This is a genomic window from Erwinia sp. E602 (genome assembly GCF_018141005.1).
In the GTDB taxonomy this organism is placed as follows: Bacteria; Pseudomonadota; Gammaproteobacteria; order Enterobacterales; family Enterobacteriaceae; genus Erwinia.
Genome location: NZ_CP046582.1, coordinates 3,073,661 through 3,095,502, shown reverse-complemented (window position 1 = coordinate 3,095,502; position 21,842 = coordinate 3,073,661). Strand labels below are relative to the sequence as shown.

The 21,842-nt window shown below is 58.4% G+C and carries 18 protein-coding genes; 14 read left to right on the top strand and 4 right to left on the bottom strand.

Annotated features, from left to right (window positions below):
- The first annotated feature begins 18 nt into the window (after window positions 1–18).
- The 3 genes from GKQ23_RS15720 (at window position 19) to GKQ23_RS15710 (ending at window position 1,730) form a co-directional block, all read left to right on the top strand.
- The gene (locus tag GKQ23_RS15720) at window positions 19–297 is read left to right on the top strand and encodes a hypothetical protein (RefSeq protein WP_212408787.1); all 279 of its coding nucleotides are present in this window, start codon (window positions 19–21) and stop codon (window positions 295–297) included.
- Between the two features lie 213 nt (window positions 298–510).
- Window positions 511–894 carry a hypothetical protein gene (locus GKQ23_RS15715; RefSeq protein ID WP_212408786.1) on the top strand — a complete coding sequence of 128 codons (384 nt, stop codon included), beginning with the start codon at window positions 511–513 and terminating at the stop codon, window positions 892–894.
- Window positions 895–1,448: 554 nt separating this feature from the next.
- Entirely contained in the window at window positions 1,449–1,730 is a 282-nt protein-coding gene (locus GKQ23_RS15710) for a hypothetical protein (protein ID WP_212408784.1), read from the top strand.
- Between the two features lie 178 nt (window positions 1,731–1,908).
- Here the strand turns inward: GKQ23_RS15710 and GKQ23_RS15705 are convergent, their stop codons facing one another.
- A complete protein-coding gene (locus GKQ23_RS15705; protein ID WP_212408783.1) occupies window positions 1,909–2,244 on the bottom strand; it encodes a nuclear transport factor 2 family protein in 336 nt (111 codons plus the stop codon).
- A 368-nt stretch (window positions 2,245–2,612) separates the two neighbouring features.
- Between GKQ23_RS15705 and GKQ23_RS15700 the strand changes: the two genes are divergently transcribed.
- Together GKQ23_RS15700 and GKQ23_RS15695 are read left to right on the top strand one after the other, a co-directional pair.
- Window positions 2,613–4,214: a D-alanyl-D-alanine carboxypeptidase family protein gene (locus GKQ23_RS15700; RefSeq protein WP_212408781.1), complete on the top strand. Its 1,602-nt coding sequence runs from the start codon at window positions 2,613–2,615 to the stop codon at window positions 4,212–4,214.
- Window positions 4,215–4,430: 216 nt separating this feature from the next.
- A complete protein-coding gene (locus GKQ23_RS15695; protein WP_056236675.1) occupies window positions 4,431–4,685 on the top strand; it encodes a hypothetical protein in 255 nt (84 codons plus the stop codon).
- A 412-nt stretch (window positions 4,686–5,097) separates the two neighbouring features.
- Here the strand turns inward: GKQ23_RS15695 and GKQ23_RS15690 are convergent, their stop codons facing one another.
- A complete protein-coding gene (locus GKQ23_RS15690; RefSeq protein ID WP_212408780.1) occupies window positions 5,098–5,568 on the bottom strand; it encodes a GNAT family N-acetyltransferase in 471 nt (156 codons plus the stop codon).
- Between the two features lie 142 nt (window positions 5,569–5,710).
- Here GKQ23_RS15690 and GKQ23_RS15685 point away from each other — a divergent pair, with 142 nt between their 5' ends.
- The 7 genes from GKQ23_RS15685 (at window position 5,711) to GKQ23_RS15655 (ending at window position 15,563) form a co-directional block, all read left to right on the top strand.
- On the top strand, window positions 5,711–6,142 hold the full coding sequence (locus GKQ23_RS15685) for a MarR family winged helix-turn-helix transcriptional regulator (RefSeq protein ID WP_212408778.1): 432 nt from the start codon (window positions 5,711–5,713) through the stop codon (window positions 6,140–6,142).
- Between the two features lie 61 nt (window positions 6,143–6,203).
- Entirely contained in the window at window positions 6,204–7,844 is a 1,641-nt protein-coding gene (locus GKQ23_RS15680; RefSeq protein ID WP_369814378.1) for an MFS transporter, read from the top strand.
- Window positions 7,841–8,992, top strand: coding sequence for an HlyD family secretion protein (locus GKQ23_RS15675; protein ID WP_212408776.1), 1,152 nt, complete (start codon window positions 7,841–7,843; stop codon window positions 8,990–8,992). Before GKQ23_RS15680 ends, GKQ23_RS15675 begins: the two co-directional genes overlap by 4 nt.
- The gene (locus GKQ23_RS15670; protein WP_212408775.1) at window positions 8,989–10,365 is read left to right on the top strand and encodes an efflux transporter outer membrane subunit; all 1,377 of its coding nucleotides are present in this window, start codon (window positions 8,989–8,991) and stop codon (window positions 10,363–10,365) included. Before GKQ23_RS15675 ends, GKQ23_RS15670 begins: the two co-directional genes overlap by 4 nt.
- Window positions 10,366–10,373: 8 nt before the next feature.
- On the top strand, window positions 10,374–11,267 hold the full coding sequence (fhuD, locus tag GKQ23_RS15665) for a Fe(3+)-hydroxamate ABC transporter substrate-binding protein FhuD (RefSeq protein ID WP_212408773.1): 894 nt from the start codon (window positions 10,374–10,376) through the stop codon (window positions 11,265–11,267).
- Window positions 11,264–13,207 (top strand): Fe(3+)-hydroxamate ABC transporter permease FhuB, encoded by a 1,944-nt coding sequence (gene fhuB / locus GKQ23_RS15660; protein ID WP_212408772.1) that lies wholly within the window; start codon window positions 11,264–11,266, stop codon window positions 13,205–13,207. Before fhuD ends, fhuB begins: the two co-directional genes overlap by 4 nt.
- 145 nt (window positions 13,208–13,352) lie before the next feature.
- Window positions 13,353–15,563 carry a TonB-dependent siderophore receptor gene (locus GKQ23_RS15655; RefSeq protein ID WP_212408771.1) on the top strand — a complete coding sequence of 737 codons (2,211 nt, stop codon included), beginning with the start codon at window positions 13,353–13,355 and terminating at the stop codon, window positions 15,561–15,563.
- 207 nt (window positions 15,564–15,770) lie between these two features.
- On the opposite strand, the gene GKQ23_RS15650 is transcribed toward GKQ23_RS15655, so the two are convergent.
- Window positions 15,771–17,774, bottom strand: coding sequence for a bifunctional diguanylate cyclase/phosphodiesterase (locus tag GKQ23_RS15650; protein WP_212408770.1), 2,004 nt, complete (start codon window positions 17,772–17,774; stop codon window positions 15,771–15,773).
- A 731-nt stretch (window positions 17,775–18,505) separates the two neighbouring features.
- On the opposite strand from GKQ23_RS15650, the gene GKQ23_RS15645 reads away from it, so the two are divergent.
- Window positions 18,506–18,673: a hypothetical protein gene (locus tag GKQ23_RS15645; RefSeq protein ID WP_212408768.1), complete on the top strand. Its 168-nt coding sequence runs from the start codon at window positions 18,506–18,508 to the stop codon at window positions 18,671–18,673.
- A gap of 238 nt (window positions 18,674–18,911) precedes the next feature.
- The gene (locus GKQ23_RS15640) at window positions 18,912–20,312 is read left to right on the top strand and encodes a phospholipase D family protein (RefSeq protein WP_371820219.1); all 1,401 of its coding nucleotides are present in this window, start codon (window positions 18,912–18,914) and stop codon (window positions 20,310–20,312) included.
- Between the two features lie 152 nt (window positions 20,313–20,464).
- Here GKQ23_RS15640 and mdoC read toward each other — a convergent pair whose 3' ends face one another.
- Window positions 20,465–21,604 (bottom strand): glucans biosynthesis protein MdoC, encoded by a 1,140-nt coding sequence (gene mdoC / locus GKQ23_RS15635; RefSeq protein WP_212408766.1) that lies wholly within the window; start codon window positions 21,602–21,604, stop codon window positions 20,465–20,467.
- Window positions 21,605–21,842 lie beyond the last annotated feature (238 nt).

Below are 21,842 nucleotides of genomic sequence, written 5' to 3'. Positions count from 1 at the left end.
TAAAGAGGAGGCGATTCAATGAGTGAAATAAAAAATGTATCAAAAGTAGTTCTTGCTAACGAAAAAATATTTACTGATGCAGAGGAATGGTTGGAAAGCATTGGTGTTAATTTTAATAATACGAGATTTGGAAACTCAAGACGTATTTATAACAATTGGATTAATGGCGATCAGACCTTGAATCTGAAAAATTTATGGGCATTCGCAGAGTTCACAGATTTAGCTGAGCTGGCAAGACTTTTCAAAGACTCATCTGAAATTGAGAGTTTTTTTGAAAAGGATCTCTTCAGGAACTAATCTTATTCAAGATGAAAATAAAACTATAGCCAGAGATTTATTTTTTGAAGCTAAAACTGCGGATCGCTTCAAGAGAGCGGGGTTTAATATTTTACCTGATAAATCGCATGATGTCGTAGTCGAGAAGAATGGCTTAATGTTTGGGGTTGAGTGCAAGAGACCATCCAGCTATGATAAGTTAATAACACTTTAAAGTTTGCTTATAAATCACAATTGAATAAGTTACCTAATCGAAATGAGCAAGGTGTAATTTTTATTGATTTAAGTAGAATGTTATATACCAGGTTTGCAGAATACTTACGTTTAAGTGAAAGTGATCTTCCTTTTTCTAATGAAGTAATTTTACAGAGATTTAGGGATGATTTTGATACTGAAATAAAAAATTTAATCCAAAAAAAGGCGCACAAAGTTGCTTCCGGCGTTGCTATGATAGTAATCCATTATAGATTTCCATTGTTAATTGATGGTGATGGTGATGGTGGTGTATGTAACTATTTAACGTTCAATCATTTCTGTATGATGTTTGGTAATGATAGCGATAAGGTTAAATTTTTAGCATCCTCGATGAGGGAAAGTGTCGGAAATCAATTTTTATAAGAAAATTGAGGGTTGAGTTTTTTATTTTATTCATGACGTTAGTGGTTTTAATATGAGATCTTTAGAATTAAAATTTTAGCTTTAAGCAGGTTAATTAAATCTGCTAACGTAACCCTAACTCTCATGGGAGCTATCGTATCGTTAAAGATGATAATCATCTGAAAAAAATCTAAGCTACCTTTTGATAGTTAAGGCCTTCATAATATTAATCACTTGGTACGGTAACTGATTGAGTTTATTTAGGTGGCTTTATGTTAGTTATGAAAAAATCCTAAAAAATGATTTTTAATCACTGAAAAACCATCGGTTTTGGTTGTGTGCGCCCAAAGTCCTACTCTGGGCAGCATCTTCGCATTACTGATGAAAACGAATAAAATAAAAGTGGGTATGCTGTCACAAGGGCCGTTTTTTGATGTTATCCACCCTGATGGCAATAAAAATATTTATGCATCAAGGGTGTTATGTCATTCGCTGATTTTTTGCGCTACCATTTTGGCAGTGTCACTAATCCGGGGTGGCGGGTCGATGAGCAGTAAAAAAAGAAAATATCCTCAATGGCAGCTGCACTTACTGTGGCTCTTGCCCCTGTGCCTGCCACCAGTATCGGGCATTACGACGTTTCTCTTTCCCGTTACACCTCCTCAACGCTATCGCTCCACAATGTCAAAGATTCTTTCGCCTTTTTACCGATTTACCAGGCAACGAGCTACATGTTCAATCTTGCCGATCGTCTGAAGATTCACAGAACCAACCTAAAAGTAAAGCAGGAAGAGAAGGGCATCCCTATCGTCCTTGGAACTAGAAAAAAGAAACACAGTAGGGCTTCGAAAGCCTGATTAGTCATCTTGTCCTGTGTGCGAGTTTTGGTGAGGCTGCCAGGCTCACACTGGAAAGCATCCCTGAAACGGACAAAAAATTACGCGGTGAGATAATGACCTTTACCCATACTGCTGCCACGTTACGGTACACCATTGAAGATATTCTATCGTTTATTGACATTACGCATCCCTGTGGCTACGGGAAGTAAAACCACGCTGTTGCAATGAGGTTATTTTTAACCTCGAATACCGCCATGCTTTCCAACGGCTCTGGAGACAGGCCGTGAATCAATTCGTGATCGAAAACCATATTGCCCAGTATGATTCTGGAAATAAGCTCCGCTCTAAGGTTCTGATTGTTGAAGCGATTTTTAACGTAAAATTCCCGTAATGATTCCTTCCCTGTGGTTGAAGGTGTCTCAGTTGGCATCCGGTATCCCTTAAACTCAGCTGAGAAACAGTCCATAAATGCTTCAATGTCATGAGCATTATAGGCTTCAAACTGTGCCTGAACGGGTGACTCTACTGACATGTTATCTCCAAATAAAGTGATTTTTTATTCATTTAATTTGCATATAAAATCACTAATCAAGACTAAACACAAGCCAAAAATTTAACTGAAATGAACATTTAAGGATTTCAGCACCTGGTACATAGCGGGGATTGAGAATATCACCATCGCTGCTCGTAGCCTGGTCATCGATCAATGAAGATTAAACAGGGCGATACTGTGGTATTAAAGCTGAAGCCACACTCTGAGAGGCGGGGAATTTAACCCCCGCCTTTTTATGGGCTAAACAAGCGCGTACCGCTTTCAGCTGCGGTGCCGACAACGTTCCCGCTGTGCTACAGTCATTTATCGCCGTAAAACCTACCGTTAAAAGGTGGCAGCTGCCTGTTATGACAGACGAAATCGCCAGCCTGTTCCCGTCAGGGGAGTTTACGGCATTTGATTTTACCCGGCCGGAGTATGCCGAGCCTCCGTTAGCCGGGTCTCCCCTTACCGGACTCCACAGCCTGTGTGGCAAGGTTACCCTCAGCAATGCCTTATGCTGCGATGTGCAGTTGCTGGAAAGCGACGGCGCTGTCGCGCTGGCGGGAAAAAGCGCCGGGGGGCAAGGGCTGACCGGATCGGCTCCGCTGGTGTCGCAACCCGACTCCCTGCTCAGCTTCAGCTATCGCTACCTTGATCCGGCCACGATGCAGCGTGTTATCTGGCAGCAGGCTACCGGGGCCGTCGCTCGCCTGCAAATCGTGCAGAACGGTGCCTTCAACGGTGTCGCACTGGCCCACCTCCCGACGCTGCTTGGCGTGTTTATTGCCGGTGCTTCAGGGGGAAAAGGGGCAGGGGGGATGCCGCAACCGGTGGCGGTATCGCCCGGCGTCTGGCACCGGGTCCAGCTGGTTCTCAGCGCGCAGCCTGATGCCTCACGGTTGATCGTCGATGGCAGAGAGATCGATACGTTTACGCTTAGCGCAATCCCTGCCACGCCTTTTACCCTGTTTGGCACCGTTGGCCGCCAGGTGCCGTCCAGCCCGCTGCTGTTAGGGCGGATAGTGGCGACCAGCCCGCTACCGGCAGAGCCGGTTATAGCGAAGATTCAGGCCTGGCTCGCGGCGGGGTATAAACCGGGTGGCGCTTCTTCGCCGGCTGGCTGGCCCGAAAAATACAATCCGCGTACGCTTCACCCGGTCAGTCAGGTATCGGTGACCACCTCACAGGCGCGTGTTGCCGCGATAATTAACCATGACGGCAGCATAAATCCGGAAAAGGTATTAATCGCTGATGGCGAAAACGCGATTCACCCGCTGGCTTCGCTGACTAAAATCATGACGGCCATCGTGTTACTTGACGGCCAGCCGGAATATAGCGAGAAACTTACCCGGCTTTCCTGCGATCCCGCCACCGGATCGGGCGCTAACCTGGCCGAAGGGGATACGCTCTGCCTGCGGGATGCGGTTTACAACCTGATGTTGCCCTCGTCCAACGTGACGGCGAATATGATTGCGCGGATTTATGGCGGCAAACTGCTGACGGCAGAAGGGCAGAGCGATTTCAGCGTCCCGCAGGCGGTCAGCCGCTGGATGGCACAGATGAACAGCAGGGCGCAGGCGCTGGGGATGCACTCGGCGCGTTTTACCACGCCCTCCGGGCTGGGGAGAAACAGCGCCAGCGCGCTTGATGTTCTGAAAATGGTCGCGGCGGCAACGCAATATCCTCTGATTATGCAGAGCTGGCGAACCCAGACTCACGCTATTAAGGTCTCGGGGAACGCGCCGCGGCGGGAATACATTATTAACACCAACGATCTGCTGTTTTCAGACCCGACGGTGATCGGCGGCAAAACCGGCACGCTGACCCCCCTGTTTAACCTGTTCTGTCTGGCGCAAATGCCGGACCATCAGCGATTAGTGGTCATCGCGCTGGCGGCCAGCGCGAAACAGGACCGGGCAACTGACTGTGCAGCGATGCTGGCAGCGATAAAGGCGCAGTACGACTAATTCTGCGCGTGCCGGTGCGGGATCACCTGTTTATTATAAATTTCATCACTTATCATAATATGGTTTTTCATTGCACCAAATCATTTGAAATGGTCTGGTGGCAAGCCCCCGGTATCTCCGGTCACCAGCCGGAAGCGCGTTTGCGAATATTCTTAATGAAGTTCAGATTTCCCCAACTAAGCTTATTCCTTCCAACGCCAACAGAAGGAAACAGGCATGTCAGAAGTTGAAAACAAAACTAAAGAGCAGTACCTCCATGACGTTCTTTCTCAGCTGAAGGAGATCCGTCACTACGCGCAGAATAATGCGGAGACCCTGTCTTCTCAATGGCTGGCTTTCGATACCGGCGAGTACAAAGATAAGGACCTGGCGGACAAGATCGATAAGCTGCTGAATGCCCAGGGCAAGCTGCATGATGAGATTGAATCGATCATCAGTGATATCGAAATTGAAGTGAACAAAGCCGCGTAACGATGCGGCCTCAGACGGATACGCCTGCCGCAGGCGTATCCGGCTATTACGGCTTCTGCACTCACCCTGAGTTAGCGCTGCCGCAGAACAATGATATTATCGCATTATCCCCGGCAATCAACGCCAACGCAGCGTCCTGAACAATGGCGGCTATCGCGTCAGCCCGGCAATCAACGCCAACGCAGCCTCCTGAATAATGACGGCTATCGCGTCAGCCCGGCAATCAACGCCAACGCAGCCTCCTGAACAATGGCGACTATCGCGCCAGCCCTGCACCAACGCCAATGCAGCCTCCTGAATAATGACGGCTATCGCGTCAGCCTGGCAATCATCGTTAGCGCAGCATCCATTTCAAAATTAACTGCTTGCGGATTACTCCTGAAGATCGCGGCGGATACAGTCTGCCAGGGAACTACAGCGCCCGCACCATCACCGATACCCACTCCCCGTTGACCTCGCGCTGCTCGACTTCGCGCCAGCCCAGGCGTTGATAGAGTGCCTGCCGATCCGGCGTATACAGCCATAGCTCTGCCACCCCCTGTTGCCGCGCGTGGGCGATACAGGCGTTGACCAGCCGTGAACCGATCCCCTGGCCGCGCCACTCGGCCAGGGTAAATACTTCGCCAAGCCAGTAGCGGCGGGCGGAGTTATCGCTCAGTTCATATTCAATGACGCTGGCCGTACCGCTCAGCTCATCGCCGTCGCTGAGGGCAAGCAGGGTAAAGCCGACGCTGCCCGGCAGATTACGCTGATGCAGACGTTCAGCCACCTCGAGAGGATCGGCCCAGTTATCCAGCTGGTGCCACTCCTGGAAGAGAAAATGCGCGATCTCCTCCGCACGCTGAGGCTGTTGGCTGAGGGGTATAATTGCGCTTGATGACATTTTTTTTCCTTTGTTTATCCGCCACGTGGCGCTGTGGTTCAGAATTATCTAAACTTTTTCTTAGCTCTTCCCTTGTTTAACCGCGCACGGTTATAATTGCAGGGCCATTTAGTTAGACCTCTAATCATTAGGTGCCTAAACATTGAATACGCAGGAACTTAACTTTTCCCGCCTGCTGCATCTTACCGCTCATGCCTGGCGCCAGGCGGTGGATCGCCGGGTCAAAGATAACGGCCTGAGCATGAGCAGCTGGATGGCCGTGGCCACCATTGCGATCCAGGAGACGCCAATCACCCAGAAGGCGCTGGCGCAGGCGCTTGGCCTGGAAGATGCCAGCGTGGTGCCACTGATCGACCGGCTGGTAAAACAGCAGCTGGTGGAGCGTGTGCAGCCGGCGGAAGATCGCCGCAAGCGCCTGCTCCACGTTACCCCACTGGGGGATGAACTGTACAGGGATCTGAAAATCCAGGCTGATGCGCTGCGCAGCGAGCTGCTGGCCGATATCGATCCTGGCGAGCTGCAGATCACTGAGCGGGTGCTGCAACAGCTGCTGGTGGCGACGGAAGGTAAGTAATGTGTCGCGTGTGAAAACCAACCCTTATGCGCCACGGGAGTGGGCGCCCGGCGAAAAGCCGATGCTGCCTGGTTCCCCCTCAACCCCGCAACACCCCACGCACAAACGGCTCGCTTTTGGCATCGTCGGCCTGCTGATTTCAATCACCGGCGCGCTGAGCAACGCGCTGGTCACCGCCAATCTCACCAACCTGCAGGGGGTGTTTGGCGCGTACAGCAATGAGATCGCCTGGCTGCCGGCCGTGTACGTAATGGGCAATATTTCGATCAACCTGTTACTGGTTAAGTTCCGCCAGCAGTTCGGGCTGCGGGTGTTCACCGAAGCCTTCCTGGTGCTCTACGTGCTGGTGGCGTTCTTTCATCTGCTGGTCAACGATCTCAGTTCGGCAATTATCGTACGCGCCGCGCACGGCATGGTTGGGGCCGCGCTCAGTTCGCTGGGCATCTATTACCAGGTGCAGGCGTGGCCGGCGAAGCACCGGCTGAAGGCGCTGGCGATCGGTATCGGCGCGTCGCAGCTGGCGATCCCGCTGGCGCGGCTGTTCTCCAGCGAGCTATTGCAGCTGGACGAGTGGCGCGGGCTGTATCTGCTCGAACTGGGCCTGGCGCTGCTGTCGCTGGGGGCGGTACTGATCCTCAAGCTGCCGCCGGGTGAACGAACCAAGGTTTTTGAAAAGAAAGATTTTCTCACCTTCTTCCTGCTGGCACCCGGCATGGCGCTGTTCTGTGCCGTACTGTCGCTGGGGCGCATCGAATGGTGGACCAGCACGCCGTGGCTGGGCGTCTGCCTGGCGCTGGGGCTGGTGCTGGTGATTGCCGCGGTGGTGGTGGAGCACAACCGCAGCAATCCGCTGATTAACACCCGCTGGCTGGGGACCGGGGCGATCGTGCGTCTCGGTATCGTGATGATCCTGCTGCGGATGATGCTGGCCGAGCAGAACACCGGGGCGATCGGTTATCTGCAGCAGGTCGGGCTGCTCAACGATCAGATGCAGGGGCTGGCGCTGGCGATTCTGGCCGGTGTGGCGAGCGGCATCGTGGTCAGCGCGCTGACCATCAACCCCAGACACCTTAACTGGCCGATCGTCCTGTCGCTGGGGATTGTGATGGTCGCGTCGCTGATGGACGCGCAGTCAAACCCGCTGACCCGCGCAGACAATATGCTGTTCAGCCAGTTCCTGCTTGGGTTCAGCACCGCCTTCTTTATCGCTCCGGCCATGCTCTTAGGCATTGGTGGCGTGGTCACCCAGCCGAAAAATCTGGTCAGCTTTGTGGTGCTGTTCGGCATGAGCCAGAACATCGGCGGGCTGATGGGCTCGGCGCTGCTCGGCACCTTCCAGACCTGGCGTGAGAAGTACCACTCCAGCCTGCTGGCCGACCAGCTGTCGCTGCTGGACCCTAACGTCACCGAACGGCTGGCGCAGTACAACAGCCTGTTTGCCAGCCAGCTGGGCGACGGCGTGCTGCTCGGTGCGCAGAGTACCAGCCAGCTGCAGACGGTGGCCACGTTACAGGCCAACGTGCTGGCCTATAACGACGTCTATTTGCTGACGGCGGCGATGGCCGGCGTCACCTTACTGTGGGTGACCTGGCGCATTGGTCGTCTGCGTTACCTCAGCTGGCAGCAGGCTAAACGTGAGGCGGAAGCCGAGCGCTTAGCGATGCAACAAACAACAACAATACCGGGGACGGGGAAAGCATGAGCCAACAGGAACAGCAGTTTGCTGAACGCCAGAGAAATAACAAGCTGCGGATCTTATCAATTACCCTCGGTGCCGGCATTGCGCTGGTCGGGGTGCTGGTGATCCTCTACGCCTGGAAGCTGCCGCCGTTTACCAGCCAGATGCAGTCGACCGAAAACGCCTACGTGCGCGGGCAGGTGACCTTTATCAGCCCGCAGGTCAGCGGCTATATCACCGCGGTCAGGGTGGTGGATCTGCAGCCGGTGCAGCAGGGGCAGCTGTTGATGACCATTGATGACCGCATCTACCGGCAGAAGGTCCACCAGGCGCAGGCGGCGCTGGAGATGAAGGTGGCGGCGCTGGCGAATAACCAGCAGCAGCAGCGCAGCGCGCAGGCGGTGATCGCCCGCAACGAGGCCGCGCTGCAGAATGCCCGCGCCCAGGCGCTGAAGGGGGGGCTGGATCTGAAGCGGGTGGAGAGCCTTGCCGCCGACGGTTCGCTGTCGGTGCGTGAACGCGACGCGGCCCGCGCCAGCAACGCGCAGACCCGTGCGGACGTGCAGCAGGCCCAGGCGACGCTGGACGTGTCAAAGCAGGATCTGCAAACCGCTATCGTGAACCGCGCCTCGCTGGCGGCCGACGTCACCAGCGCCCAGGCGGCGCTGGAGCTGGCAAAAATCGATCTGGCCAACACGCAGATCGTCGCACCGGCGTCCGGGCAGCTGGGGCAGATGTCGGTACGGCTGGGGGCCTACGTCAGCGCCGGTACCCGCCTGACCTCGGTGGTGCCTGAACAAAAATGGGTGATCGCCAATCTGAAAGAGACGCAGATGGCGCGCATCCGCCCAGGCCTGCCGGCAACTTTCCGCGTGGACGGGCTGAACGGCGAGCGTTTCAGCGGCGAGGTGGAGTTTATCTCGCCGGCGGCCGGGTCGGAGTTCAGCGCGATTTCGCCGGACAACGCCACCGGTAACTTCGTCAAAATCGCCCAGCGTATCCCGGTCCGTATCCGCATTACCGGCGGTAATACGGAACGGCTGCGCCCCGGCATGTCGGTGGAGGTGAGTATTGATACCGGAGCAGAGCCGGATGAAACGCAGCAGGGGAGTGTGTCGGACCGCAGCGCGGCCCCGGGCGCGTCAGCCGGCGCGGCCGGGAGTCAGCCATGATCCGCCGTCAGACCGGCGCGGCGCTGCTGCTGAGCGCGTTGCTGAGCGGTTGTGCTACCCACGTGGATCGGGCTCCGTCGTCGCTGATCATCCCAGAGCAGTGGCGCAACCAGGCGGGGCCGGCCGCCGCGCCGGAGGTCAGCTGGTGGCAGGCGTTTGGCGATGCGGATATGAACCGGCTGGTGGCGCAGGCGCTGCGCAATAACCCGGATATTCTCACCGCCCGCTCGCGGGTGGACGAGTACCGCGCCCGGCTGCGCGGGGCGGAGGGCGACAACTTCCCGACCCTCGATGCGGGAGTGGCGGCCACCCGGGCGCGTACGCTTTCGGCGGCCACCGGGCAGCCGGTGCAGTCCACGGTATTTCAGGGGCTGCTGCAGGCTAACTATAACGTCGACCTGTGGGGCGCGCGCAGCAGCAGCATTGATGCCGCCGGCGCCACGCTGGCCGCCATGCAGGCCGCGGCCGCGGCGGCCGAGCTGACCATCGCCAGTTCGGTGGCCTCCGGCTATATGACGCTGGTGTCGCTGGACGAGCAGCTGCGGGTGACGCAGGCGACGCTGGTTACACGCGAGAACTCGCTGCAGCTGGCACAGCGTCAGTTTGCCAGCGGGTACACCTCAAAGCTGGAGTGGGTGCAGTCGCAGTCCGAGTATCAGACCGCGAAAGCGCAGATCCCGCTGCTGCGTCATCAGATTGCCCAGCAGGAGAATGCGTTAAGCATCCTGGTGGGCATGAACCCGCGTGAGATCGCCCGCAGCCCGCGCTTCGACCGGCTGAAGCCGCAGACGCTGCCGGCGGTAATGCCGTCGCAGCTGCTGCAGCGGCGGCCGGATATTGTGCAGGCGGAGCGCCAGCTGCTGGCGGCCGACGCCACGCTGCAGTCATCGCGCGCCAGCCTGCTGCCGTCGCTGAACCTGACCGCCAGCGGCACGCTGCAGAATTCCGTACTGCACCAGCTGGTGGATAATCCGTTCCGCCTGTGGAGCATCGGCGGCAGCGTGCTGGCCCCGTTACTGAACCGCGAGGCGCTAACCGCGCAGGTCGATGTCTCGATGGCCGGTCGCAACCAGGCGCTGTACAACTATGAGAAGGTGGTGCGCAGCGCGTTCAGCGAGGTCAATGACGACCTGGACGCCATCCAGCGCTACGGCGAACAGCTGCAGGAGCTGCAGAGTCAGCAGCAGGTGGTCAGCGAGGCGTTACGCATCGCCACTAACCGTTACCAGAATGGTTACGCCTCCTACCTCGATCAGCTGGACGCGCAGCGCACCCTGTTTACCACCCAGCTCAGCGTGGTGCAGGCGAAGAACAACCTGCTGCTGGCGCAGGTCGATCTCTACCGCGCGCTGGGCGGTGGCTGGCAGCCGTGATTGATTGGATGAACAACGCCGTTGCCTGCCCCTCCCGCCGTCGCCTGCTGAAGCTGCTGGCCTGTACACCGCTGCTGAACTGCCGTTCACTGCTCGCCACCCCGATCGCTGCTGGCCGTATTGTGGCGCTGGAGTGGCGGCCGGTGGAGCTGCTGCTGGCGCTGGGGGTCATGCCGCTGGCGGTAGCCGATCTGCCCAACTATCGCCGCTGGGTGGTGGAGCCTGAACTTGCTGCGACGGTGCAGGATGTCGGCCTGCGCAGTGAGCCCAGTCTTGAACTGTTGCAGCGACTCAAGCCATCGCTGATCCTGCTCTCCAGCGGCTTCGGCCCCAACGCCGCGCGCATTGCGCCGCTGGCCCCACAGTGGGTCAGCCAGTTCAGCCGCGCGCCGCACGGGCCGTTAGCCACGACCGAACAGGATCTGCGTGCACTGGGCGGGCTGCTGGGACGTGAAGCGGCCGCCGAAACCTGGCTCGACGGCATGTCGCACCGGTTCGCTGAAGCCGCGCAGCGTCTGCACCGCTTTCGTGAGGAACCCCTGCTGCTGTTCAGCTTTCTCGACAGCCGCCGGGTGATGGTGTTTGGGCGCGGCAGCCTGTTTGCCGATGTGCTGGCGCGGCTGGGGCTGGTCAGCGCCTGGCAGGGGGAAACCAACGCCTGGGGCAGCGCCATTATCGGTATCGAGCGGCTGGCACAGGTCGAAGGGGTGAGAGCGCTCTGTTTCCTGCACGGCGACGACGATCCGATGCGCGAGATCGCCCGGGCGCAGCTGTGGCGCAGTATCCCATTCGTGCGTGAGAACAAACTGCACCTGCTGCCGGCGGTGTGGTTTTTTGGCGCTAACTACTCTGCGCTGCGTTTCAGTCAGCTGCTGACGCTGACGCTGGAGGAGGCAGCATGAGCCGTTCACTGCTGCTGTTGCTGCCGGCACTGGCGCTCATCCTGCTGTTCATCAACGGCCAGCAGCAGCTGGATCACCTGCTGTGGTGGCAGGCGCTGACCGCGCCGGACGAACATGACGTGCGGCAGATGCTGTTTCACTTCAGCCTGCTGCCGCGGACCGTGCTGGCGCTGCTGGTCGGTGCCGGGCTGGGCGTAGCCGGCACGCTGTTCCAGCAAATTCTGCGTAATCCGCTGGCGGAGCCCTCGACCCTCGGCGTGGCCGCCGGTGCGCAGCTGGGCCTGACGCTGATGACGCTGTACGCTGCCGGCTGGGGAGAGGGCGGCCAGCAGCTGGGCGCGCTGGCCGGTGGCCTGCTGGCCGGCGGGCTGGTGCTGAGCATCGCCTGGGGGCGGCAGCTGTCGCCGGTGACGCTAATCCTTGCCGGGCTGGTTTTTGGCCTGTACGGCGGCGCGGTCAAAAGCCTGCTGGCGCTGTTTAACCACGATCGGCTGCAGAATCTGTTTATCTGGAGCAGCGGCATGCTTAATCAGTATGACTGGAGCGCGGTACAGTTTCTCTGGCCGCGCATGCTGCTGGCAGGGGGGCTGATTGCGCTGATGATCCGTCCGCTGGCGCTGCTGGGCCTGGACGATGGCGTGGTGCGTAACCTGGGGATGCGGCTGGCGCTGGTGCGCGTTACCGGGCTGCTGCTGGCGGTGGCGCTCAGCGCGATGACCGTGGCCAGCGTCGGAGTGATCGGGTTTATCGGGCTGTTTGCGCCGATCCTCACCCGGCTGCTGGGCGTGCGCCGGCTGGCTTCGCGGTTGATCGGCGCCGCTCTGCTCGGGGCGCTGCTGCTGCTGCTCAGCGATCAGGCGGTGATACTGCTGACCCGACTGTGGCGCGAGCTGCCTACCGGTGCGGTGACCGCCCTGCTCGGCGCGCCGCTGATGCTGTGGTTGCTGCCGCGGCTGCGTCATGCGCGGGTGGCGCAGGCGGACGCCACGCTCGCCGTGCGCCGCGAGCGGCATCTGAACGCGCGCGGCCTGCTGCTGCTGGCCGCAGGTTTGCTGCTGCTGGTGCTGCTGGCTCTGTTCAGCGGCGACGGCGGCCGCTGGCTGATGCCCGACCCGTCACTGCTGCAGTGGCGCTGGCCGCGGGTGCTGGCGGCAGCGGTAGCCGGGGCGATGCTGGCCGCCGCCGGTATGCTGGTGCAGCGGATGACCGGTAATCCGATGGCCAGCCCGGAGGTGCTCGGCGTCAGCTCCGGCGCCGCCTGCGCCATCGTACTGCTGATGTTTCTGGTGCCGGGGGATATCAGCGTCTGGCTGCTGCCCGCCGGCGCGAGCGGGGCGGGGCTGACCCTCGCGCTGATGGTGGTGCTTGCCAGCCGCGGCGGGCTCTCTGCCACCCGCCTGCTGCTGGTGGGCATCGCCCTCAGTACGGTGTACGGTACGCTGCTGACGCTGTTTCTGGCCAGCGGTGACCCGCGCAGCGGCGAAGTACTCAGCTGGCTGGCCGGTTCGACATACCGGGTCACCGGCGGCCAGGCGCTGTCGGTGGCCGGGCTGGCGCTGGTGCTGCTGGCGGCGATCCCGCTGCTGCGGCGCTGGCTGACCATTCTGCCGCTCGGCGCTGACACCGCGTTAAGTACCGGCGTGCCGCTGCTGAAGTCACGGCTGCTGATCCTGTTGCTGGCCGCCGCGCTGATCGCCGCCGCCACGCTGATGATTGGTCCACTGAGCTTTGTCGGTCTGATGGCCCCGCATCTGGCACGCCTGCTGGGCTATCACCGGGCGCTGTCGCAGCTGTGCGTGGCGATCCTGCTCGGCAGCGCCATCATGCTGCTGGCCGACTGGCTGGGCAGGGTGGTGATTTTCCCCTATCAGATTCCGGCCGGATTACTGGCAACCTTTATTGGTGCCCCCTGCTTTATCTGGTTGTTACGGCAGCGATAATTGCTCAGTGGCTGCCGCAGTCCGCGTGACGGGCGGCCCGTCACTTAATTCGTGGCGCGTATTTCAGCTTGCATTTTCAGGAATGATTCGGATAATCGCAATCCCAATAATAAGCATTATCATTCCAGAACAAGCAGGATGGCCCATGCACGCATCTCTCCCCACCTCCGCCCGGTTCAAACTGAGCCTGCTGGCGCTGACCATCAGCGCAGCGACGCTTCCGGCTGCTGCCGCTGGCGGACTGACAACCTCCGCCAGCGACGATAAAGGCCCTGAGCAGACGCTGACCGTAGTGGCCACCCCCGCGGCGCAGTTTACGCCGGGCGGCGATCGGCTGGTACCGGCCTATCTGGACGGGCAGGTCGCTAACGGTGGCCGTATGGGCATGCTGGGTGAGCAGGATGCGCGCAACGTGCCGTTTAACGTGGTCAGCTACACCGCGAAGCTGATTCAGGATCAGCAGGCGAAATCGATTAAGGATGTGGTAGCGAACGATGCCTCGATCCAGAACGTGCAGGGTTACGGCAACTTCGCCGAGACCTACCGCATCCGCGGTTTCGACCTGGCGGGCGACGATATGACCTTTGGTGGCCTCTCGGGCGTGATGCCGCGTCAGGTGGTGTCCACCCAGATGGTTGAACGGGTGGAGGTGTTTAAAGGCGCTAACGCGCTGATGAACGGCGGCGCCGCTTCCGGCGTAGGCGGCATGATCAACCTGGAGCCAAAGCACGCTGAAGAGGTGCCGTTGACCCGCGTTGGCGTTGATTACACCAGCAAAAATCAGATCGGCGGCAGCCTGGACGCCGGCCGCCGCTTTGGCGACGACAACCAGTGGGGCGTACGCGTTAACCTGCTGGACCGTGAGGGCGATTCAGCGATTGATAATGAGAAGCGCCGCACCACGCTGGCTTCGCTGGGGCTGGACTACCGTGGAGATAAGCTGCGTACCTCGCTGGATATGGGCTACCAGAAGCAGGCCTATCACGGCGGCCGTCTTGGGGTGAACGTCAGCGGCGTTGATTTTATCCCGGAAGTGCCGAAAGCCACCAGCAACTACAGCCAGAACTGGGTTTACAGTAACCTGGAGAGCGAGTTTGGTATGGCGCGCGCCGAGTATGACGTGGCGCAGGAGTGGACCCTGTACGGTGCGGTAGGTGGTCAGCATTCACACGAGTACGGCGCTTACGGTACGCCGAAGCTGAGCAACGCCAGCGGTGATGCAAAAATCAGTCGTATGGATACCAATAAAGAGATCGACGCATTCAGCGGTCAGTTTGGCCTGCGTGGACAGTTAGCCACCGGCCCGGTGAATCACAGCATCAATCTGGGTTACTCCGCCACCACAAAACGTGAAAAAACGGCCTACGGTATGGATCTTAGCGGCGGCAACGCCACCAATATCTATAATCCGGGCAGCGTGGCCGAACCGGTTATGAACTACTTTGGCGGCGATCTCGACGATCCGCGCCCGACCAGCCGCGTGCGCAGCCAGGGGATCCTGCTGTCCGACACGTTGGGCATGCTGGATGACAAGGTACTGTTAACCGTTGGAGCCCGTCATCAGAAGGTAGTGGTACGCAACTATGCCTACGGCACCGCGGCGGAAAAAGTGAACGAACGCTTTACGCAAACCCGCTGGACGCCGGCGTACGGTATCGTGGTTAAGCCGTGGGAAGCGGTCTCACTCTACGCTAACCATATTGAATCGCTGGCCCCGGGGGAGTCTGCACCGTCCACGGCCTCAAACTCGGGGACGGTTTCCGGCATCTCACTGGCGAAGCAGAATGAAGTTGGCGTAAAGGTGGATACCGGCCGGGTAGGCGGATCGCTGGCGCTGTTTGAGATCAAAAAGCCGAAGGGGCTGACCGATCCGACCACCTCTTATTTCTCCCTCAACGGCGAACAACGCAACCGCGGCGTTGAACTGAACGTTTTCGGCGAGCCGGTGCTCGGCCTGCGCCTGAACGGCAGCGCCACCTGGCTGGATGCAACCATGACCAAAACGCAGAACGGTACCAATGACGGCAAAAAAGCCGTTGGCGTGGCCGGCTTCACCAGCGTGCTGGGCGCGGAGTATGATATCAAGCCGGTCGAGGGGCTGACCGCCACCGCGCGTCTGACCCACTCAGGTTCGCAGTACGCAGACCCGGCCAACAGCAAGAAACTGGATGCGTACACCACGCTGGATCTCGGTGCGCGTTACCGTATGAAGGTACAGGAGAACGATCTGGTCTGGCGTCTTGGCGTGGATAACGTCACCAACAAGCGCTACTGGTCAGGTGTGGAAACTTACGGCACCTACATCTATCAGGGTGCGCCTCGTCAGCTGAAACTGTCGATGTCTTACGATTTCTGACGGGCAGGGTTGCTGCCGCTACTTTCTCCCTGGTGCCCCGTGGTGCCAGGGAGGACCAGGGCGCGTCCGCTTCCATTTCCTCAGCTCACCGGGCGGTGTAAACCGTTACCCGGCACAGCCTGTTACCCTTACCCGGCTCAGCGATCTTCCTCAGTATCTGCCTGGCGCTCTGGCTGGCGCGATCGCCGTTTGCGTCACGGGTAACGCTCACATAAACAAACTCTGCACCTGATCCACCGGCAGCGATCGTGAAAACAGCCAGCCCTGAAAACGGTGGCAGCCAAGCTGGCACAGGGTGTCAAACTGCGCCCGGTTCTCTACGCCTTCGGCAACAATATTAATATCCAGCGCCTGACACATGGCGATAATCGCCCGGATGGTTTGCAGCTGCTGGGCGTTGCTGTTCATCTCCATCACCAGCGAGCGGTCAATCTTCACCTCATCGATCCCCAGACGGCGCAGCCCGGTCAGCGAGGCCATGCCGCTGCCGAAGTTATCCAGCGCAATCCCGAGCTGCATATCGCGCAGCGCCAGCAGCTTGCGCTGCACGTCGTCGATATCGGTTAGCGCGGTTTCCAGAATTTCAAAACTCAGCCGCTGCGGCACGATGCCGCTGCGGCTGACGATGCGTTCCGCCTGGGCGATAAAGTCGCTGCGCCGCAGGTGGCGAGGGCTGATATTGACCGAGACGTGTACCTGGTCCATGCCACGCAGCGACTGCCATGCCTTCAGCTGACGACAGGTCTGCTCCAGCACCCACTCGCTGATATTGAGGATCAGCCCGCTGTTTTCGGCTACCGGGATAAAGGTCGCGGGCGGCACCAGTTCACCGTCCGGCGTACGCCAGCGCAGCAGCGCTTCCAGACCGAGGGGGATCCCCGCCGGCGAAAACTGCGGCTGGTACTCGAGGAATAACTCGTCGTTGCTCAGCGCGCGGCGCAGGCCGCTCTCGATGCTGTCCCGCTGGCGCTGTTCAGCATGCAGGCGCGACGACCAGAACATCCACTTGCGCTGGTTACGCTTGGAGTAGTACTGCGCCATATCGGCTTTGTGCATCATCTCCGCGATTGGCGTGGTGTCGTCACGGTACAGGTAGATGCCAATGCTGCTGCTGATGTTGACGTGGCGTTCGGCGATCGTCGCATCCTGCTCCAGGCTGTGCAAAAGACGGTCGGCCAGCAGGATCAACTTTTCACGCGCGGGTGCGTGACTTTCGCCAAGGTTGGTCACCAGCACGGCAAACTCGTCGCCGCCAAGCCGGGCGATGGTGTCATGGCTGCGCAGGGTGGCACGCAGGCGCTGGGCGGTCAGCTTGAGCAGTTCATCACCGGCGCTGTGGCCGAGGCTGTCATTAACCTCTTTAAAGCGGTTGAGGTCGAGGTAGAGCAGGGCGGAAAACTGGCCGTTGTTAGCGTGCGTCCGCGCGGCTTCGACCTTATCGTAAAAGCGCGCGCGGTTGTCTAACTGGGTCAGCGGATCCTGCCAGGCCAGCTGTAACATCGCGCTTTCCCGGCGTTTTTTTTCGGTAATATCTTTGGCTTTACCCAGCATCTCCACCACCTGCCCCTGGCCGTCGTGACGCACCGCCTTACCGTGGCTCTGCACCCAGCGCTGGCCTGCGGCGGTCAGCACGCGGTACTCGCAGTGAAACTGCGAGGTCTGCCCGCTGAGGTGCGCGGAAAAATGCTGTTTTACCGACGCAATATCGTCAGGATGCAGCGTGGCGAACATCGCATCCTGATGGTGAGTCAGCTTGCCGTCGCTAAAACCAAACAGCGGGTTCCAGTCGCTGTTGTGTGAAATCATGCCGCTGGTGATATCCCACATCCAGAAGCCCTCTTCCGCCAGCTCCAGCGTCTTCTCCAGACGCCAGCGGGAGAGCCGCGCGTCCTGCTGTGCGACCACTTCGGTGGTGATGTCGCTGGCGATCAGCAGGGTATCACCGGCGTGAGGGGGAGCGTTCAGATTCACCACTCGGGTGCGCAGATAGCAGGGCTGTCGTGGGGAAGAGAGATCGCATTGCGGATCGTCCGCCAGCAGGGCATCGCGCAGCTTTCCGCTACTCAGCAGTTGCTGATAAAGCACTTCACCCGCCGGGTTAGCAAAGGTCAGCGCCAGAATGTTATCGACAATAAAAATCGCCTGGCTGCTCTGCTCAATAATCTGTTCAAAAATGAATAAACTCTCTTCAGGAAGGCGATGTCGATACATAATAAACCTGGTAGCGCTGCAAGAATCAGGGCGAAGCTGTCACGTTAGCGCCAGTATTATCAAGCCATTTCAGGCCTGAGTCCACGTCATCTGGCGAAAAACGCGGCGAAAACAGGCGTAATGACGCTGGTCGGCGCGTGACGTTAAGCGTGCGTAATCAGGCATTTTATCCGATACGACTCAGAGACTTGCATTAATTTATATAAACTGTTTCACAGCGCAAAGATCAGGAGGATGGCTAAACCTGCTGCGGGGGGCATTAAAAAAGGAATATCTTATTCCTGAATCAGCGGGTATAAGTCAATTTAATGCATTAATCTTTTTCACCGCTGTGTTATGATTATTCGCATCAGACAGAGTGGTGTTGCAGGCTGACGCTGCTATTTTATCTGGGTTCTGCGCTGATTTTACGTAAGCAATTCTTTATTTTGTTGCCCTGTCCGGACGGCGAATTTTGAATTTTATCTGACTGTATGAAATGGACGTCATTTAAATTTTACTGGTACCCGGGTGGGGTTTTTGCCAGTACGCTGTGGCTGAACATGAAAAAGAGTTCTGAATTAAAACCGGAAAGAGAGCCCCGGATCCCGCTGGATGATGCGCAGTTTGCCATTGTGGTACTTGCAGTCACCTCCCTAACCCTTATAATCTTCGTCCTGACTATTACATTGTGGCTGTCATAACCCCCGGCAACGGGCCGCTGCAATGCCGATACCACGGAGGGAGGCGTAATGGATTCCAGAGAAGACAAACTGCTGGCGCTGATTGGCCTGCTGGCCGCCGGGCTGATCACCGTGACGGTGCTGTTCACGCTCACCTGGCTTTCTGACGTTCGTACCCCCCCTGAACAGAAAATCGACGTTAAAACCTGCCAACTGTCTGATAACTCATCGCTCTGATCCTGAGCTATTCTGTATTGCCCGATCTCTGCGGCTGTGACGCCGCGCCCCTCCTGCTTTCAGTTAACTTCCGCCAGCGGCCGACGCCCGTGCTACGCTGATTGAGTCCTCCGTGCGCCGATCCTGCGGCGGGGGAGAGCAACGTGACCCGAAGACTTGTAAAGGAACAGTGATGAGCGACGTTGGCCCTGAGTCAATTGTGCGGCCCGGAGAGGCGCCGCGATTACAGCGGGCGATCATGCCGCTGGTGGCGGCGCATCCGCTGCACAGCGGGATCTATCCGCTGGCGGAAGGTCTGGATGCTTTTGCTGCCCGTTACCTGCTGATCGCCATGGCGCAGCAGACGCTCGATATTCAGTATTACATCTGGCAGAACGATATGTCCGGGCGGCTGCTGTTCAGCGCGCTGCTGGAGGCGGCGCAGCGTGGGGTAAAAGTGCGCCTGCTGCTGGATGACAACAATACCCAGGGGCTGGATGAGACGCTGAGCGAACTTAACCGCCATGAAAATATTGAGATCCGGCTGTTTAACCCGTTTTCTTTCCGCCTGCTGCGTGCGCTGGGCTATCTGACCGATTTCGCCCGGCTTAACCGACGGATGCACAACAAGAGTTTTACCGTCGACGGTGAAGCGACCATCGTCGGCGGACGCAATATCGGTGACGAATATTTTGGCGCGGGTGACGCGCCGCTGTTCTCCGATCTCGACGTGCTGGCCGTGGGGCCGGTGGTCAGCGACGTCTCGCGGGACTTCGGCCGCTACTGGCAGTGCCAGGCCGTGGCACCGCTGGCGTCGGTGATTGAAGAGGCGGCGGCAGACGCGCCCTCGGCGGTGTCACTGCCGGAGGCCTGGCGCGACAGCGAAAAGGTGCAGCGCTACCTGAGCCGCCTGCACAGTTCGACATTCGTCAGCGAGCTGGAGCAGCGCAGCCTGCCGTTTATCTGGGCGCATACCCGTCTGCTCAGCGACGATCCGCGTAAAGGGCTGGGGCGGGCAAAAACCAGCAGCCTGCTGCCGCAGCGGCTGCTCGAGGTGATCGGCCAGCCGCAGCAGCAGTTCGATATTATCTCAGCCTACTTCGTGCCGACCCGCTCCGGCGTGGCCCAGCTGCTGGCGCTGGTGCGCAAAGGGGTGAAGATCGCCATTCTCACCAACTCGCTGGCGGCCAACGACGTCTCGGTGGTGCACGCGGGGTACGCTAAGTGGCGAAAGAAACTGCTGCGTCATGGCATCACCCTCTATGAGCTGAAACCACAGGGTAACGCCCAGGATGCGCCGCACGACCGCGGGCTGACCGGTAACTCCGGCTCCAGCCTGCACGCCAAAACCTTCTCGGTGGACAATAAAACGGTGTTTATCGGCTCGTTTAACTTTGATCCGCGTTCTGCGGTGCTTAACACCGAGATGGGGCTGGTGATTGAGAGCGAGAGCCTCGCTTCCACCCTGCACCAGCGCTTTATCGATAACCTGCGCGAGCGGGCATGGACGCTGCGGCTGGATAAGTGGGGGCGGGTCAACTGGGTTGAGTATCCGGGCGAGGCGCGTGAACAGGTGCACAGGCACGAACCGCGCACCCGCCTGATGCAGCGGCTGCTGGTCAGGCTGGTGTGGCGTTTACCGATCGAGTGGCTGCTGTAACCGCAACGGCAGGGGGCATACTCACCCGTTGCCAGGCTGTCAGACCAGCAGGGGCAGCCAGTCGCGGGCCGCTCAACCTGGATGCCAGTGCAGTCCGCACTGGCACGATCGTCTGCGCCGGCAGCGTGAGTCAGGCAGCGGCTGACGGCCCGCTAGCTGCGCGCTTTGGCACCCTGCGGTTTACCGGAAAACAGGAAGCGCAGCAGCGGAATACGCAGGTGGATCTCATACAGCAGGAAGGCGGCGCCAAACACCATCACCAGCCCCAGCAGGAAGCCCAGCGTACTGCTGCCAATGGCCGGCACGACAAACACGCCGTACAGGATGGTCAGCGGGTGGTGGACCAGGTAGATAAACAGTGAGGCGTTAACCAGATAGGTGACCCGCGGTGAGTGTGAATTAAGCAGGCGGTAGCCCAGTGAGAACACCACGTTGACCATCCACAGCCCCATCAGCATCGCGCACAGCGCATCCAGTTCGTACAGCCAGCCGTCACCTTTATTCCAGGAAATGTTGGCCACATAGGCGGCGAACGCCAGCGCCGAGCCGATAAAGGTCCAGGGGTTGGGCTTCACAAACAGCGCCTTAATCGCCGGATATTTCCACGCCATCGCCCCGAGAATAAAGAACGGCAGAAATTGCAGCGACTGCATTACCGCCATGGTAAACAGACCGTCGCCCAGCACCTGCGGAGCCAGCAGCAGCATTACGCGGCGAAACGCCCCCCACGCCAGAGCAGAAAGCAGGATAAACAGGGTCAGTTTGCCCCAGCCGAGATCGGAATAGTCTGTTTTTGCCGGTCTGGCGTCGCGCAGCAGGCGGAACAGCCAGAAACCGGCCAGGGTCAGCACCACCAGCACCAGCAGGAACCACAGGTGGGAAATCAGATCCCACATCAGCGCATTATAACGCTGATAGGTGGTCATCTGCGTCCAGTCGCCAACCTTACTGGTCCAGGCCTTCAGCATAAAGAACTGTGGCAGCGTTACCAGCGGAATGGCGGCCAGCATCGGGATGCCAACCCGCTCCAGCCGCACCTTCAGCCAGGCGCCCGGCGCATAGCGCAGATAGAGCATATAAGAGAAATAGCCGGAGATAACAAAAAAAACCTGCATGCGGAAAGCGTGAATAAACTCGTTCAGCAGCGTCAGCCATTCTGAGGGGGCCGGGCTGTTTACTGACCAGTTTTGCGATGAATAAATCAGAGAAAGATGAAAAGGCACGCCTAATAACATCAGGTAGGCGCGAATGGAATCCAGAAAATATTCTCGTTGCGGCGTCGTTTTAGTCATATTTATCCACTATTCAACACGTTATCATTCCGGTTCACCCTGAACCGGCCTAAAGCTTACTGCTTACTTTAGAAGAGTAAAGGCGGGTATACTATCAGTCGATTCTGTTTCCGCTAAGCACTTGAGAAGTGGGACCTTAAGGATTCAGAATAGTGGAACAAAAACGTTGTCAGGCTGTCGGAAAGCCAGATTATCCATTAAGATGGATTGAATTGATTTACGCGCCCGGAAGGGGGAG